The organism is Pedococcus cremeus (assembly GCF_900111375.1).
Lineage (GTDB): Bacteria > Actinomycetota > Actinomycetes > Actinomycetales > Dermatophilaceae > Pedococcus_A > Pedococcus_A cremeus.
The window spans coordinates 124,508-139,020 of sequence record NZ_FOHB01000004.1 but is presented as its reverse complement, the minus strand read 5'-3'; the positions used below and the strand labels follow the sequence as shown (position 1 = coordinate 139,020).

The 14,513-nt window shown below is 70.7% G+C and carries 14 protein-coding genes and 1 riboswitch; of the genes, 9 read left to right on the top strand and 5 right to left on the bottom strand.

The window, feature by feature from the left end; translation table 11 throughout:
- Nucleotides 1-36: 36 nt before the first annotated feature.
- Both BMW78_RS09145 and BMW78_RS09140 read left to right on the top strand, forming a co-directional pair.
- Nucleotides 37-2,184: a sensor histidine kinase gene (locus BMW78_RS09145; protein ID WP_143056198.1), complete on the top strand. Its 2,148-nt coding sequence runs from the start codon at nt 37-39 to the stop codon at nt 2,182-2,184.
- On the top strand, nt 2,174-2,833 hold the full coding sequence (locus BMW78_RS09140; protein ID WP_091758552.1) for a response regulator transcription factor: 660 nt from the start codon (nt 2,174-2,176) through the stop codon (nt 2,831-2,833). Before BMW78_RS09145 ends, BMW78_RS09140 begins: the two co-directional genes overlap by 11 nt.
- A gap of 21 nt (nt 2,834-2,854) precedes the next feature.
- On the opposite strand, the gene BMW78_RS09135 is transcribed toward BMW78_RS09140, so the two are convergent.
- On the bottom strand, nt 2,855-3,559 hold the full coding sequence (locus BMW78_RS09135; protein ID WP_143056197.1) for a hypothetical protein: 705 nt from the start codon (nt 3,557-3,559) through the stop codon (nt 2,855-2,857).
- A 336-nt stretch (nt 3,560-3,895) separates the two neighbouring features.
- On the opposite strand from BMW78_RS09135, the gene BMW78_RS09130 reads away from it, so the two are divergent.
- The gene (locus BMW78_RS09130) at nt 3,896-4,678 is read left to right on the top strand and encodes an alpha/beta fold hydrolase (RefSeq protein WP_091758548.1); all 783 of its coding nucleotides are present in this window, start codon (nt 3,896-3,898) and stop codon (nt 4,676-4,678) included.
- Between the two features lie 41 nt (nt 4,679-4,719).
- On the opposite strand, the gene BMW78_RS09125 is transcribed toward BMW78_RS09130, so the two are convergent.
- A complete protein-coding gene (locus tag BMW78_RS09125; protein WP_091758546.1) occupies nt 4,720-5,814 on the bottom strand; it encodes a LacI family DNA-binding transcriptional regulator in 1,095 nt (364 codons plus the stop codon).
- 197 nt (nt 5,815-6,011) lie between these two features.
- On the opposite strand from BMW78_RS09125, the gene BMW78_RS09120 reads away from it, so the two are divergent.
- The 6 genes from BMW78_RS09120 to BMW78_RS09095 all read left to right on the top strand — a co-directional run bounded on the left by BMW78_RS09120 (nt 6,012) and on the right by BMW78_RS09095 (nt 12,133).
- On the top strand, nt 6,012-7,010 hold the full coding sequence (locus BMW78_RS09120; RefSeq protein ID WP_091758545.1) for an SIS domain-containing protein: 999 nt from the start codon (nt 6,012-6,014) through the stop codon (nt 7,008-7,010).
- Between the two features lie 26 nt (nt 7,011-7,036).
- On the top strand, nt 7,037-8,050 hold the full coding sequence (locus BMW78_RS09115; RefSeq protein WP_091758543.1) for an SIS domain-containing protein: 1,014 nt from the start codon (nt 7,037-7,039) through the stop codon (nt 8,048-8,050).
- Between the two features lie 10 nt (nt 8,051-8,060).
- Entirely contained in the window at nt 8,061-8,915 is an 855-nt protein-coding gene (locus tag BMW78_RS09110; RefSeq protein WP_143056196.1) for a PfkB family carbohydrate kinase, read from the top strand.
- Nucleotides 8,912-10,255, top strand: a complete 1,344-nt coding sequence (locus BMW78_RS09105) for an ABC transporter substrate-binding protein (RefSeq protein WP_091758540.1) — start codon at nt 8,912-8,914, stop codon at nt 10,253-10,255. Before BMW78_RS09110 ends, BMW78_RS09105 begins: the two co-directional genes overlap by 4 nt.
- A gap of 70 nt (nt 10,256-10,325) precedes the next feature.
- Nucleotides 10,326-11,210 (top strand): carbohydrate ABC transporter permease, encoded by an 885-nt coding sequence (locus BMW78_RS09100; protein ID WP_091758538.1) that lies wholly within the window; start codon nt 10,326-10,328, stop codon nt 11,208-11,210.
- Nucleotides 11,210-12,133, top strand: a complete 924-nt coding sequence (locus tag BMW78_RS09095; protein ID WP_245735758.1) for a carbohydrate ABC transporter permease — start codon at nt 11,210-11,212, stop codon at nt 12,131-12,133. The genes BMW78_RS09100 and BMW78_RS09095 overlap by 1 nt, the downstream gene beginning before the upstream one ends.
- Before the next feature lie 62 nt (nt 12,134-12,195).
- Here BMW78_RS09095 and BMW78_RS09090 read toward each other — a convergent pair whose 3' ends face one another.
- The 3 genes from BMW78_RS09090 to BMW78_RS09080 all read right to left on the bottom strand — a co-directional run bounded on the left by BMW78_RS09090 (nt 12,196) and on the right by BMW78_RS09080 (nt 14,498).
- Nucleotides 12,196-12,543, bottom strand: a complete 348-nt coding sequence (locus BMW78_RS09090; RefSeq protein ID WP_091758536.1) for a cyclic-phosphate processing receiver domain-containing protein — start codon at nt 12,541-12,543, stop codon at nt 12,196-12,198.
- Nucleotides 12,544-12,605: 62 nt separating this feature from the next.
- Nucleotides 12,606-13,064, bottom strand: a complete 459-nt coding sequence (locus BMW78_RS09085) for a hypothetical protein (protein WP_091758534.1) — start codon at nt 13,062-13,064, stop codon at nt 12,606-12,608.
- A 44-nt stretch (nt 13,065-13,108) separates the two neighbouring features.
- A riboswitch (SAM riboswitch) is annotated at nt 13,109-13,219 on the bottom strand.
- Nucleotides 13,220-13,364: 145 nt separating this feature from the next.
- Nucleotides 13,365-14,498 carry an AI-2E family transporter gene (locus tag BMW78_RS09080; protein WP_091758532.1) on the bottom strand — a complete coding sequence of 378 codons (1,134 nt, stop codon included), beginning with the start codon at nt 14,496-14,498 and terminating at the stop codon, nt 13,365-13,367.
- Nucleotides 14,499-14,513: the final 15 nt, after the last annotated feature.

The following is a 14,513-nucleotide window of genomic DNA, read 5'->3' as shown; positions in this document are numbered from 1 at the left end:
GGACAGCGGGACACCCCGCTTGCGACCATGTCGCCTGTGACGTCGCAGACCTCCCTCCCCGCGCCCGTGGCGCCAGCCGTCGTGGCGGCGCGCGGCAGCCGGGTCGGTGCGGGCCTGGCCGCGCTCGCCGTCGCGCTCTCCGCCGTCACCGTGGTGCTCGACCTCGCCAACCGGGGAGCCGATGTGCCGGCGTCCGCCGCCCTCGACCCCGGCTGGATCGGCTGCCTCACGGGCCTGGCGCAGGTGGTGCCCGGCGCGCTGCTGCTGCGACAGCTGCCCCGTCACCCGGTGGCCTGGCTGCTGGTGGGCTCAGGACTGTTCTGGGTGGTCGACTCGCTGTGCAGCAGCTGGACCGCCTACGCCGTCTACACCGCGCCCGGCACGCCCGGCGCGTCCGCCGCTTTCTACCTCTACCAGCGGCTCGGGGCCGGGCTGCTGCTCGGCCTCCCGCTGATCCTGTTGGTGTTCCCACACGGCCGGTTGCCACAGGAGCCCCTCTGGCGGCGGCTGTCGCTGGCCAGCATCGCGCTCACGGCGCTGCTGCCGGTGCTGCTGGCCGTGGTGCCGTCGACGACCGCGGAGCGGTTCGCCGGTGCCCCGCTCGACCCCGCGCTCGCCCGGCTCGACGTCGACCCGGTCAGCATCGCCCTTCCGTGGGGCGTCTGGCGCGTGCTGCTCACCGTCGCCTATGCCGGCGTCTTCCTCAGCCTGCTCGTGCCGCTCGCGGTGGTCGTGCGTCGTTACCGCGCGGGCGACGCCGTGGGCAGGGCGCAGCTGCGGTGGCTGGTCTGGGCGGCGGTCATCAACGTCATCGTGATCGTGGTCGGCATGAACGTCACCGACCCGCTGCCCGGCATCCTGCTCTGCCTCGGGGTCGGGGTCACGTCGGCCGCGATCGTGGTCGCCGTCAACCGCCACAACCTGTATGCCGTCGACCGCCTCATCTCGGCGACGCTCGTCTACGCGCTGCTCGCCGGGGCGGTCGTGCTCATCGACGTGCTCGTGTTCGCGCTCGCGGGAGCCGTTCTGGGTCAACGCGACTCCGCGCTGGTCGCGATCGCCGTGGTCGCGGCGGTCTACGCGCCGCTGCGCGACCGGCTGGCGCGCGTGGTGCGCCGGTTGCGCCGCGGCTCCCGTGACGACCCGTATGCCGTGGTGTCGGCCCTCGCCGAGCAGCTCGAGGTGTCGTCGTCACCCGACCAGCAGCTTGTGGCGGTGGCCCAGGCGGTGGGGGAGGCGTTCCGGTCGCCCTACGTGCGGGTCGAGATCGCCGGGCCGTCCGGTAAGCGCCAGGTGGTGGAGCACGGCAGTCCCGCCGGACGAGCCGTGGAGCTGCCGGTGGTCTACCGCGGCGAGCGGGTCGGCCAGCTGACGCTGTGCCCCGCGGGGAGCAGCGAGCTGTCGGAGCGTGACCAGCGCCTGCTCGGCGACGTGGTGCGCCAGGCTGCTGCGGCCGCCCGGGCGAGCGAGCTCAGCGCCAGTCTCCAGGCCAGCCGTGAGCAGATCGTCACCGCCCGCGAGGAGGAACGACGGCGGCTGCGGCGCGACCTGCACGACAGCCTCGGGCCGAGCCTCGGGGCGGTCACCCTGCGCATCGAGACGGCCCGGAACCTGGCTTCCCGCAACCCTGCCGAGGCTGACCGGCTGCTCGATCAGGCGACCTCCGACGTGGCGGCGGTGTTGGCCGACGTGCGGCGCCTGGTGCACGACCTGCGTCCGCCGGCCCTCGACGAGCTGGGCCTGGTGCGGGCCATCGACCAGCTGGCGCGTCGGCTGGAGAGCCCGGACCTCACGATCACCGTGGTCGACGAGGGGGTCGACGGGGCTGCGCTGCCGGCCGCGGTCGAGGTGGCGGCGTTCCGCATCGCCTCGGAGGCGGTCAACAACGTGGTGCGCCACTCGGGGGCGCGGCGCTGCACGGTGCGCCTGTCCTTCACCGACGCGCGTCCCTGGGGCCCGACCCACGCAGTGGTGGTCGAGGTGGAGGATGACGGCCGCGGCATACCTCAGGACGTCGCCGCAGGTGTGGGCATGCTGTCGCTGCGCGAGCGAGCCGCCGAGCTGGGCGGCACGGTGTCAGTGGAGTGCCCGCCCGGCCGGGGCACGCTGGTGCGGGCGGTGCTGCCGTGCGGCACGACTGCGACGACCCCTCCGAGGACGGGAGCTTCCACCGATGCACGATGAGCCGATCCGCGTGCTGCTCGCTGACGACCACCCGGTCTACCGCGACGGCCTCGCCGCCCTCCTCGCGTCGGTCGAGGGCCTGGAGGTGGTGGGAACCGCCGAGGACGGTCTCGCCGCGGTCGCTCTTGCCACCGAGCTGCAGCCCGACGTCGTCGTGATGGACGTGCAGATGCCCGGTCTCGACGGCATCGAGGCCACCCGTCGGCTCACCACCGCCAGCCCGCACATCGGCGTGGTCATGCTGACGATGGCCGAGGAGGACGCGACGCTGTTCTCCGCCATGCAGGCAGGGGCGCGCGGCTACCTGCTCAAAGGCGCCAACCAGGCGGAGATCACCCGCGCCGTCACGGCAGTCGCCCGTGGAGAGGCGATCTTCGGCCCGGCCATCGCCCGGCGCATCGCCGACTTCTTCGCCGGGGCTCCCGCGGCAGGGTCGGCGGCCGAGCAGGCGTTCCCGCAGCTGACCGCCCGGGAGCGGGAGATCCTCGAGCTGGTGGCGGCCGGACGCTCGAACCCCCAGATCGCCTCGACCCTGTTCCTGTCGCCGAAAACGGTGCGCAACAACGTCTCCAACATCTTCGCCAAGCTGCACGTGGCCGACCGGGCCGAGGCCATCGTGCGGGCGCGGGAAGCCGGCCTCGGCCACTGACTGCCCGTCCCCCTCGGCCGGTCACCTCAGCGGTGCTGCCCCTTGGGGGAGGACCCTGGGCAGGAGCGGGCGACCCGATGCGGCGTCGACCACCGGGCGGTCGCCGAGCTCCGCCTCGAGGGGCACCGTGACCTCCTCGAGGCGCAGCGAGGAGTTGCACATCTGGCCCGACGGTGGGCTGAGGGCCGTGCCGCCGACCACCACGACGTCGTTGGTCTCGAGCACGTGCGCACGCAGGTCGGTGTCGCAGGCTCCGCTGCCGAGGGTGACCGTCAGGGAGGTCGGAGTGTGGCCGATGACGTCCTGCCCGGTGAGCAGGGATTGGCGTTCGTCAACGGGAAGGGACGGAAGGTCGACGGGCTCGAGGTCGCCCGGCTCGACCGCGGCGACGGCGACGCGCACGAGTGGATCAGGCAGGCCCTGCACGGTGAACGACCACGCCGGCACCTCGGCCGGGCCGCGTGCCGTCAGGAGCGAGGTGGTCACGCGGCGGGCGCCGGTGATCGTGAGCCAGTCGCACCCAATGCCGGAGTCGTCCGCCGTGGGGCACAGCCCGGATCGCGGGTTGACCATCTGGTCGTAGGCCGTCTGCGCACCGAGGGTGTCGACCGCAACCGTGGTTCCGTCGGAGTAACGCACGGTACCCTTGCCTGGCGTGGTGGGCAGCGCCGTGGCGGTGCGGATCCAGCCGTTGTAGAAGGAGGCCTTGAGGGTGGGGCGCGGCATCCAGTCAGGGTCGTTGGTGAGATCCTGCGCGGCCACAACGCCGGTGTGCCATCGTCGCAACAGGTCTCCGCGTGTCCAGGCATCGGCCACCTGCTCGGCCCGTCGCTGGAAGAGCGTGGCAGGGAGGTCGCTCTCGGTGTCGGTGGTCCCGGACCCGCATCCCGTAGCCAGCGCGACGGCGACCAGCACTGGTGCGAGGAGGGCAGTGGTCGGGCGCGGCATACCCCTTGGACGCCCCGCGGCGGCGGTGCGTTCCGCGGTCGAGCGGCTCTTTCCGTGCTGGCAGCGGCTGGCGCTCCGCGCGTGCCGCGCTGGGATGACACGTAGGGTGCAGAAGTGACCTCCTCGACGCCCCCGGCCGCCAACGACGCGCGGCTCGAGGTGAGCTGGAGCAGGGTCGGACCCGCCTGGGTGAGATTCATCGAGGTGCACCCAGCCGGAGTGTCCCGCGGCACCGTGGTGGTGATGCCCGGACTCGGGCTCCCGCGCTACACGCGTTCAATGGTCGAGGCGCTCGCCGAGCGTGGACTGCGCTGCGTGGTGCTCGACCTGTTGGCCTGGCGACGCCCGCGACTGCGCGTCCCTCCCCGCATCGGGCCGATGGGGGAGGCAGCGGCCAGGTGGGTGCGCGAGGCGCAGGTCGCGGGTCCTGTTGTGCTGCTGGGTCATTCGACGGGAGCACAGGCCGCCCTCGGCACAGCACTGCAGTTGCAGCACGACCGCCGCGACCTGTCCCTGGTGCTGGCCGGTCTGACCTTCCAGCCCGAACAGCGTTCCTGGTCGGGCATCCTGCGGGCAGCCGCCACGGCGTACCGCAAGGACCCGCCCTCAGAGCTCGTGGTGGTGGGGAAGAACGTCGCCAGGGTGCGCACCGACCCCTTGAGCATCATCGAGTCGGGACGACGGGACCGTCCGGAGGAGCGGGTGCGTGGCCTGCAGGTGCCCTTGGCGTTGACGGCGGGGGAGGCGGACTCCTTTGCGCCGCAGGCGTGGATGGACCAGGTGGCGGCCGCGTCGGGTGGGTCTGCGCACGTCACGGTGCTCCCGGGGTCGCACAACAACCTCTTCACGCACCCCGACGCGCTCGCCGACCTGGTCGCCCCGCTGGTCCCTTCCTAGGCGGCCGAACCGAGCTCAGCTCCGGGGCGGCCGGAACCAGGTCAGCTCCGGGCGGGCGGAGCGAGCGACGACCGCTCGATGAAGACCGTGGGGAGGCGGTCGTGCACCGGTGACCGCTGCTCCCCGCTGATCCTGTCGAGCAGGCGTTCGCAGGCGGCCACACCGATCTCGTACATCGGCTGGGTCACCACCGTGAGCGGGGGCTCCACCACATCGGCCCACTCGGCGTCGTCGAACCCGAGCAGCGACACCTCCTCGGGGCAGCGAATACCGCGCTCGCGGAAGCACTGCAGGGCACCGAGCGACTGGATCGAGTCGAACGCCAGGATCGCCGTCGGCGGCTCGGCCAGGTCCATGAGCCGGCACACCTCGTCGACTGCGTCCTCTCGACGAAAACCGTTGGCGGACAGGTACTCCGGACGAAGCGTGAGGCCGGCCGCCGTCATCGCGTCTCGGTAGCCCGCCGCGCGGGAGCCGACAGTCGTTGCAGACAGCCGCTCGACGCCCTTCATGTCAGGCCGGACGAGCCGCTCGCGGATCTCGGGTGTGCCGCCTGTGACGATGGCAATCCGCTTGTGCCCCAGGGCAAGCAGGCGTTCGGTGGCGAGCCGGGCAGCCTTCCGGTTGTCGATCCCCACCGTGTCGGCAGCGAGTCCCGCGACGCGTCGGTCGAGCAGCACCACGGGCGTGCCGGCGGCGATGACCTCTCGGAGGTGCTTGCGGTCGCCGGCGTCGGCGGGGCAGATGACCAGGCCGTCGACCCGCCGCTCCTCCAGGAGCGACACAGCGCTTCGCTCCTTCTCCAGCTCCTCGTCGGTGTTGGCGAGCAGCACCTCGAAGCCTCGGCTCCTGGCCGTGTCGGTGATGCCGCGCAGCGACTTGCGGAAGAACGGGTTCTCGATGTCGGAGATGACCACGCCGATGGTGTGGGACGAGCCGGTGACCATGCTGCGCGCGAGCACGTTGGCCCGGTAGCCGAGCGCCTCGGCCGCGTCGAGCACCCGCTGTCGGGTGGTCTCGCGCACGGACCCGTAGCCCCCGAGGGCCCGGGCCGCGGTGGCGGTGGAGACGCCGGCGCGCTCGGCGACGTCCGGCAACGTCGCGACGCCCCTGCTGCCGTCGTCCAGCCTGCGCACGGATTGCCCTCCTGCTTCGCGGCCGGGCGAGGTCGTCCGAGCCGATGAGTCCTGACCATAGCGGTGTGCGGCCCCACCGCCGCCAGAGGGCCGGTGACCATTTTTCGACCAAACCCTTGACAGCCGGTGACCGTCTTGAGAACGTTCTCAACACCTCGACTGAGAACGTTATCAAAACCCAGAGACGGAGAAACCCGATGCCGGACACCCTGCCCCTGAAGCCGATCGACGCCGACACCGTCGACAAGCTCGCCGCGACCGTCAGCGAGCGCGAGGCCATTGCCACGGCCGTCGCGGACGTGGTCGCCCGCGGCCTGCGCAACGTCTACTTCGTCGGCGCCGGTGGCTCGATCATCTGCAGCTACCCCGCCCACTACCTCCTGCAGCGCAAGGCCTCGTTCCCGGTCTTCCAGCTGCAGAGCGACGAGCTCAACTGCAGCACTCCAGCCCTGATGGGGGAGGGGTCGCTGGTGGTGCTCGCCTCCTACACCGGCACGACCAAGGAGACCGTCGCCGCCGCGAAGACGGCCAAGGCCTCCGGTGCCACGGTCATCTCCGCAGCCAAGGCCGGCAGCCCGCTGGCGGAGGCCTCCGACACCGCCTTCTCGGGCAAGAGCGACCTCTTCGAGCTGCTCGTCGCCTTCGAGCTCCTCGCCGCGACGGGTGCCGACCTCGACCGCGCCGAGGTCGACGCCGCCCTCACCGCCCTCCCGCAGGCCGTCCGGCACGCCATCGAGCAGGCCGAGCCGCAGCTGGCCAAGATCGCCGACGCCTTCAAGGACGAGCCCATCACCTACGTGCTGGGCTCGGGCCCGAGCTACGGGTGGGCCTACGGCCTCGCCATGTGCTTCCTCCAGGAGATGCAGTGGAAGCACGCCGCCGCCTTCAACACCGGCGAGTTCTTCCAGGGCGCCTTCGAGATGGTCGACGACGACACCGCGGTGCTGCTGTGGCTGGGCGAGGACGCCTCGCGGCCGATGGCCGAGCGGGGCAAGGCCTTCCTCGACACCTACTGCAAGAAGGCGCAGTACGTCGACGTCAAGGACCTCGACCTTCCCGGCATCCCTGCCGCCCTTCGCCAGGACGTCTCGCCGATCGTCGTGGGCGCCCTGGCCAACCGGCTCGCCCAACACTACGAGTCGGTCCGCGGCCACGACCTCGAGACCCGCCGCTACATGTTCAAGGTCGACTACTGAGCCCTGCGGGGCAGGAGGAGCTGACCATGCTCAACTTCGACGACGACCGCTACCTGCGCATCCAGTCCGGTGCCGTGGGCCTCGCCGGTCGCATCCACGAGGAGGTCGACCGGGCCCTGGGTGAAGGGGTCCAGAACCTCTTCTTCGTGGGGTCCGGCGGTGCCGGCATCCTCATGGAGCCGGCGGCTCGGCTGCTCCAGGAGCGCTCGACCTTCCCGGTGCACCAGGTGATCCCGGCCGAGCTCGTGGTGCGCGGATCGGTGCACCTCGGCCCGCACTCGTTGGTGGTGATGCCGTCCCTGTCGGGCACCACGCCCGAGAGCATCGGGGCCCTCCGCTGGTGCCGGGAGCGCGGCGCCAAGGTCATCACCCTGACCGGGTTCGCGGGCGTCCCGCTGGCCGACGAGGCCGACGTCAGCCTCGTCAACGAGGCCGCCGACGACACCTCCTGCGAGTCGTTCTACCTGCAGTCGCTGCTCGTGGCGCTCTCGCTGATGCACCTGCGGGGCGAGTACGACGGCTACGCGGAGACCGTGGCCCAGCTCGGGTCGCTGCCGGCCCTCCTGCTGGAGGCGAAGCGCGCCTTCGAGCCGCGCGCCGCGGAGTATGCAGCCCGCATCCAGGACGAGCCGTTCCACATCGTCACCGGTGCCGGGGCGACGTGGCCGCAGGCCTTCTACTACGGCATGTGCATCCTCGAGGAGATGCAGTGGATCCGCACCCGACCGGTGCACGCGTCCGACTTCTTCCACGGGACGCTCGAGCTGGTCGAGGAAGGGGTCAGCGTCATCCTCCTCAAGGGGGAGGACTCCTCCCGCCTGCTCGTCGAGCGTGTGGAGAAGTTCGTTCCCGGGTACACCGAGAAGATGTGGGTGCTCGACAGCGCCGACGTGGACCTGCCCGGGGTCACCCAGGAGGTGCGGTCGCTGGTCTCCCAGGTCGTGCTGGCCGCACTGCTCGAGCGGCTCAGTGCCCACCTCGAGGTGCTGCGTGACCACCCGCTGACGACCCGGCGCTACTACAAGCGCGTGGCGTACTGACGGTGACGTGGTGAGCGCCAGCCTGGTCGCCGTCGGCGACAACGTGGTCGACCGCTACGTCGACCGAGGGGTCATGTACCCCGGGGGCAACGCGGTCAACGTCGCGGTGCACACCCGTCGCTGCGGCGCCCGGTCCGCCTACGTCGGTGCGGTCGGCACCGACGCGGCCGGCCGGGCCGTGCTCGACGCCCTCGTCGCCGAGGGGGTCGACACCCGTCTCGTGCGGGTGGTCGACGGTGCCAACGCGTATGCCGAGGTGCGGGTCGTGGAGGGAAACCGCGTCTTCGGCCACGGGGACCCGGGCGTCTCCCGGGTCACCCTCACGCAGGCCGACCTCGCGGCGGTCGCCGCCGCCGACATCACCCACACCGGCGAGTGCTCGATGGTCGAGGACCAGCTCGCCGACCTGGCGCTCGCCGCGCGCCGGCTCTCGTTCGACTTCTCGGAGCGGCCCTGGCCGTACCTCGAGAAGTACGCCCGGCACGCGCAGGTCGCGATCCGGTCCTGCCCCGGTGCCACCCCCGAGGAAGCCGCTGAGGAGGCCAAGCGCCTCCAGGAGCTGGGCCCGTCCTTCGTCGCCGTCACGATCGGCGCCGAGGGCGCGGTCCTCCTCGACCGCGGGGGCCTCGCCTACGCCCGGCCCGAGCCGGCGCCGGTGGTGGACACCCTCGGGGCCGGCGACGCCTTCATCGCCCGGCTCCTCCTCGGGGTGGCGGCAGAAGAGGACCTGCAGCACCTCGCCCAGGAGGCCACGGCATACGCCACCTCCACCTGCGCCTCGTTCGGCGCGTTCGGCTACGAGACGGCCATCGAGGCCACCAGCACACCGCTCGACCCCAACCAGCAAGGAGCGTATCGATCATGAGATCCCTGACCCGTGTGGGAGCTTCCCTCGCGGCGGTCGTCACAGCCGTGGCCCTCGCTGCGTGTGGGACGCCCTCGACCGCCACCACGTCCGGCAAGCAGGCCAACCTCAGCACGCCCAAGGAGAAGAAGGGCACGCTGACGATGGTCACGAAGTTCGCCGACCCGAAGTACGCCCCGTACTTCGTCGACGTGACCAAGGCGTACGAGGCTGCGAACCCCGGCGTGAAGATCCAGCTCGAGCAGGTCGGCGACCAGCCGTACAAGGACAAGATCCGCGTGCTGTCGGCGTCGAAGAAGCTGCCGGACATCTACTTCTCGTGGGCCGGTGACTTCGCCAACAAGTTCGTGCGTGCCAACCTCGCCGCAGACCTGACCTCGGTCATCGGGCCGGACACCGAGTGGGGCAAGACGTTCGCGCCGGCGGCCCTGAAGGCCTTCCAGACCAACGGCAAGTACTACGGCGTGCCGATCGACCTCGACGCGAAGTACATGGCCTACAACAAGAAGGCCTTCGCGAAGGCGGGCATCGCGAACCCGCCCGACAGCCTCGAGACCCTCCTCGACGACTGCGGCAAGCTGAAGTCCGCCGGTTACACGCCGATTGCGCTCGGCAACCAGTACGGCTGGCCGGCCATCCACTACATGACCCAGCTCAACGCGTATGCCGTGAAGCCGGACACGCTGTCCAAGGACTACAACCCGGCCACCGGTGCGTTCACGGACCCGGGCTACGTCACGGCGCTGACCCAGTTCCAGTCGATCGTCAAGCAGTGCGCCACGCCGCAGGCGAACGGCCTCTCCCACGAGGCGGCCCAGGCCAACTTCCTGAACGGCAAGGCGGCCATGCACTACCTGGAGTCGCTGGAGTTCCTCGCGCTGACCACCAAGGGCGGTGCGTCGAAGGACCTCGCCGACAACTGGTCGTTCTTCAAGCTCCCCGCCTCCTCGAGCAGCCCCGGTGACACCAAGGCGCTCACCGGTGCGCCGGACGGCTTCATGGTCAACGCGCAGAGCGAGAACGCCGCGCTCGCGGTCGACTTCCTCAAGTTCATGACCAACGCGCAGAACGCGCAGAAGCTCACCGCGGACATCGGCTGGCTCAGCCCGGTGCAGGGGTCCGCGACGAGCAGCAACTCGTTCCCGCAGCTGCAGGAGGCGCTGACCGACATGGGCAAGGCCAGCCAGTTCGCCATCTGGCTCGACACGGTGACCAACGCCGACGTCGCCAACGCCTACCTCTCCGGCGTCGAGGGCCTCATCAACGGCGCCACGACGCCGCAGCAAGTCATCAAGGGCGTCCAGGACGCCGCCGCGAAGGCCAAGAAGCAGGTCGGGTGATGGTGGCCGGGGACACGTCCCGCGCGGACGGGTCCCCGGCTCATCCCTCCGGCAGGGAGGCGAACAGACAATGCACGTACTGAACCGCTGGCGGTCCTGGGTCTGGGTGCTGCCCGCCCTCGCTCTGCTCCTGGTCTTCGTCTACTACCCCATCGTCGAGAACCTCAGGCTCAGCCTGTACTCGTGGAACGCGTTCTCCGCGCACCCGGTCTTCGTGGGGCTCGACAACTACAAGACAGCCGCGGAGGACCCGATCTTCTGGCGGGCCCTGCGCAACAACACGGTCTTCGCGGTGACCTCGCTGGTCTTCCAGGTCGGCTTCTCGCTGGTGCTGGCGGCGGTCCTCGAGGAGTTCGTCCACCAGCGGCTGCGCGGGATCCTGCGGACGATCTACTTCATCCCGGCCGTCATCTCCATCACGGTGGCCGGCATTCTCTTCTCGTTCCTCTACAACCCCCAGATCGGCCTGCTGAACCGGGCACTCGGCGCCCTCGGGCTCGTCTCCTGGCAGCACTCGTGGCTCGGTGAGCCCGGCACGGCCATGTGGAGCATCATCGCGATGAGCCAGTGGCAGTCGATCGGCTACACGGCGATCCTCTTCGTCGTCGCCATCCAGCGGGTGCCACGGGAGTTCTACGAGGCGGCCCGGATCGACGGCGCGGGCAGGATCCGCAGCTTCTTCGCCATCACGGTGCCAATGGTCAGGGAGATGACGACCCTCATCACCATCCTCACGATCTCCGGCGCCTTCCTCGTCTTCAACGAGGTGATGGTCATGACAGCCGGTGGCCCCTCCAACTCGAGCCAGGTGCTCGGGACGTGGCTCTACCGCAACGCCTTCCTCAACGACGACATGGGCTACGCGTCCGCCATCGCGACGGTCATCTTCTTCATCACGCTCCTCATCGGGGCGAGCCAGATCTACCTCAGCCGACGCCGGAGGATCGAGTGGTGATGATGACCGCGTCCGCCAACACCAAACCGAACGCCCCGACCGCAGCAGCCGCCACGGCAGGCGCGGGCGCCGGCGCCAGGCCACGCCGCTTACCGCTCGCGGGTGTGGGCCGCCGCATCGGTTCCGTGCTCGTCTGGGTCGGCCTCGCCGCCCTCGTCGTCGCGGTGCTGTACCCGCTGCTGTGGATGGTGTTCAGCAGCTTCAAGGACAACCGCGAGGTCTTCGACAGCCCGTGGGGGCTGCCCAGCCAGCTGCGCTGGGGCAACTTCGCCAAGGCCGGCAGCGCCGGTGTGGTGCGGTACTTCACCAACAGCGTGCTCGTCACGTCGGCGTCGATCCTGACCACGGTCCTCATCAGCGCGTGGGCGGCATACGGGCTGGTGCGTCAGCGCATCATCGGTGGCGGGCTCGTGCTCGGCCTGCTGCTCGGTGGGCTCATGCTCGCGCCGACGGTGGCCCTGATCCCGCTGTTCAACCTGCTGCAGCAGCTGCGGATCTTCGACACCTACTGGGCGCTCATCGTCCTGTACACCGCGTTCCGCATCCCGTTCACGACGTTCCTCATCCGCGCCTACATGATCGACCTCTCACCCGAGGTCGACGAGGCCGCCAAGCTCGACGGCTGCACACCGGCGCAGACCTTCTGGCGGATCATCCTGCCGATGTGCCGGCCGATCCTCGTCTCGGCGGCGCTCCTGCAGGCGCTGTTCGCCTGGAACGAGTTCGTCTTCGCGCTGGTGTTCATCAGCAACGGCGACCTGAAGACCCTGCCGGTGGGCCTGATGGACATGCAGAGCCGGCTCCTCACCGACTGGCCCGTGCAGTTCGCCGGCCTGACGATGGCCGCGATCCCGATGATCGTCCTGTTCCTCATCGGCCAGCGCCAGTTCCTGCGCGGGCTGACGGACGGCATCGGCAAGTAGCGGATCCGCAGACCGGGTGGGAGGAGTGGCCCGGGGCGCTCGACGGGGCGTCCCGGGCCGGCTCATGCCGGCGACCAGCGCGCCCTGACGAACAGGCCTGCCCCGTAGCTGCGCCGGGCCGGGTAGCCGGCGGCAACCAGCTCGGCGCAGATCCGCTGGCCGTGGCGGATGTTGGAGCTGTGCACGCGGATCGTGCCCACCTCCTGCGGTGTCCCGTATGCCGCGGCCGCGACCAGGTGGTCGACCACCGGTTGCGCGGTGTCGCCGAAGCCGAGGTCGTAGTCCAGCCACAGCTCGTCGATGGTCGTCCGGTCCAGGCGCTGCAGGAGTGCCACCGCCTCGGCGGAGGTCCGGGCCGTCACGGCCGGCCGCCCGTCCTTGAAGTCGCGGGTGTCGTCGACGAGCACCACCAGGGGTGTCCACGACCCGTCTCGGGGCTCTGGCCCGGGTCTCTCGTCGCACCAGCCGCCGCTCACTCCGACTCCGTCCCGTCGCGCCAGGACTGCGGGTCGAGGCCCCTGCGCGCCAGCTCGCGTTGGCTCGCCGACAGGGCCTTGGAGCACCACCAGCGGCCGTGCGGGTGGACCTGGTTCTCGCGCGACCAGTTCCAGTACCGGCAGTGCTCGCGGAGCTCGTCGTCGGAGAGCGTGCGGCGCCACGCGTCCATGTCGCCGTACCGGCCGTCGAGTGGGTCGGTGTAGGGGTTGTTGTCGAGCCGCTTCTTGCCCGGCAGCGGCTCGGGACCGGCCAACTCACGCAGCGCATCCCCCAGGTCGGCTGCGTGGAGGGCGAGAAGGATGCCGAACGCCTGGGCCATGCGAAGGTCGCCGTGCTCGCGCTCGGCCTCCTCGATGACGGCGTGGGCGTAGGACAGGCTGGTGCGGGCCAGGGCGACGACGGCTGAACGGGACGACGCTTCTTGGGACGACATGGGGCCTCCACGGGGACGGGACCCCTCGACGCGTCGGCCGTGGAGATCCGCTGTTACCGGGCCGGGTCCGGCTCGGTCAGCTCTTCCCCTGGGGCACCTCCGCGGTGGAGGTTGCCGGGCAACAAGCCAGGTACTTGTCGTTGCCTCTCCTGAGCTGTTCCCAGTCTAGGGACGCCCACCGACAGACGTCCGCGCGGCGTGAACCGCCCCGCCGCGAAGTCTGGGACTTCGGTTCATGAGCGGGCCTGAAGGCCGAAGTCCCAGACTTCGGCCACAGGAGTGCGGCCCACCGGGCGCGGCCTACTCGGGGACGGTGACCTCGGTCGGGTCGGGCTCCGGCTGCTCCTCGAGCTCCGGCTCCTGCCGGAAGTAGTAACGGATGACGCTGTTGGCCACCGCCAGCACCGGCACCGCGAAGAGTGCACCCACGATGCCGAGCAGGAACGAGCCGAGCGCCACGGCCGCGATCACGGCGAGCGGGTGCAGCGCGACCGCGCGACCCATCAGGAACGGCTGCAGCACATGGGTCTCGACCTGCTGCACCAGCAGCACGACGGCGAGCATGAGCAGCGCCACCGTGGGCCCCTTGACGAGCAGTGCGATGAGCACCGCGACGACCCCGGACAGGATGGCGCCGACGATGGGGATGAACGAGGAGAGGAAGACCAGCAGGGTCAGCGGGATGACGAACGGCAGGCCGAGGACGAGCGCGCCGAGGCCGATGCCGATCGCGTCGACACCGGCGACCACGACCTGGGTGCGGGCGTAGTGCCCCAGGCTGGTCCACCCGCGCCGGAAGGCCTCGTGCGTCGGGGCCTGAGCGGGCCGGGGCAGCATCCGCACGAAGAAGGCCCAGATGCGCTCGCCCTCGGCGAGGAAGAAGTAGGTGGCGATCAGGCAGATCAGCATGCCGGCCAGGAAGTGACCCGCCGAGGTGCCGACCGAGAGCACCCCCGATGTCAGCATGCTGCTGTTGGCCTTCAGCGACTCCCGCGCCTTGTCGAGGTAGTCGGCGAGCTGGGCGCTGGTGAGCTGCAGCGGACCGGTGCGCAGCCACTCGGTGATCTTCGCGAAGCCCTGCTCCGCACTCGTGCGCATGCTGCCCGCACCACTGGCGAGCTGGGCCGCGGCCGCCGTGCCGAGCGCCAGCACGACGGCGAACGCGCCGAGGAGCACGACGAGAGAGGACAGCCCGCGCGACAGCGGCGTCCGGGCCGCGAGCCACAGCGCGGCCGGTGCCAGGAGGGCGGTGAAGAGGGCGGCCACGGCCAACGGCACCACGATGAGGCTGGCGGTGCGCAGCGCCGTCACCAGCAGTGCCACGGCAGCGATGATGACCAGCAGCCGCCACGACCACGCCGCGGCCACCGCCAGCGGGCGCGGGACGTGCACGTCGTTGCTGTGGGGACTGGAGGTCTCGTGCTGCGTGGTCACCGCACCAGCCTGCCG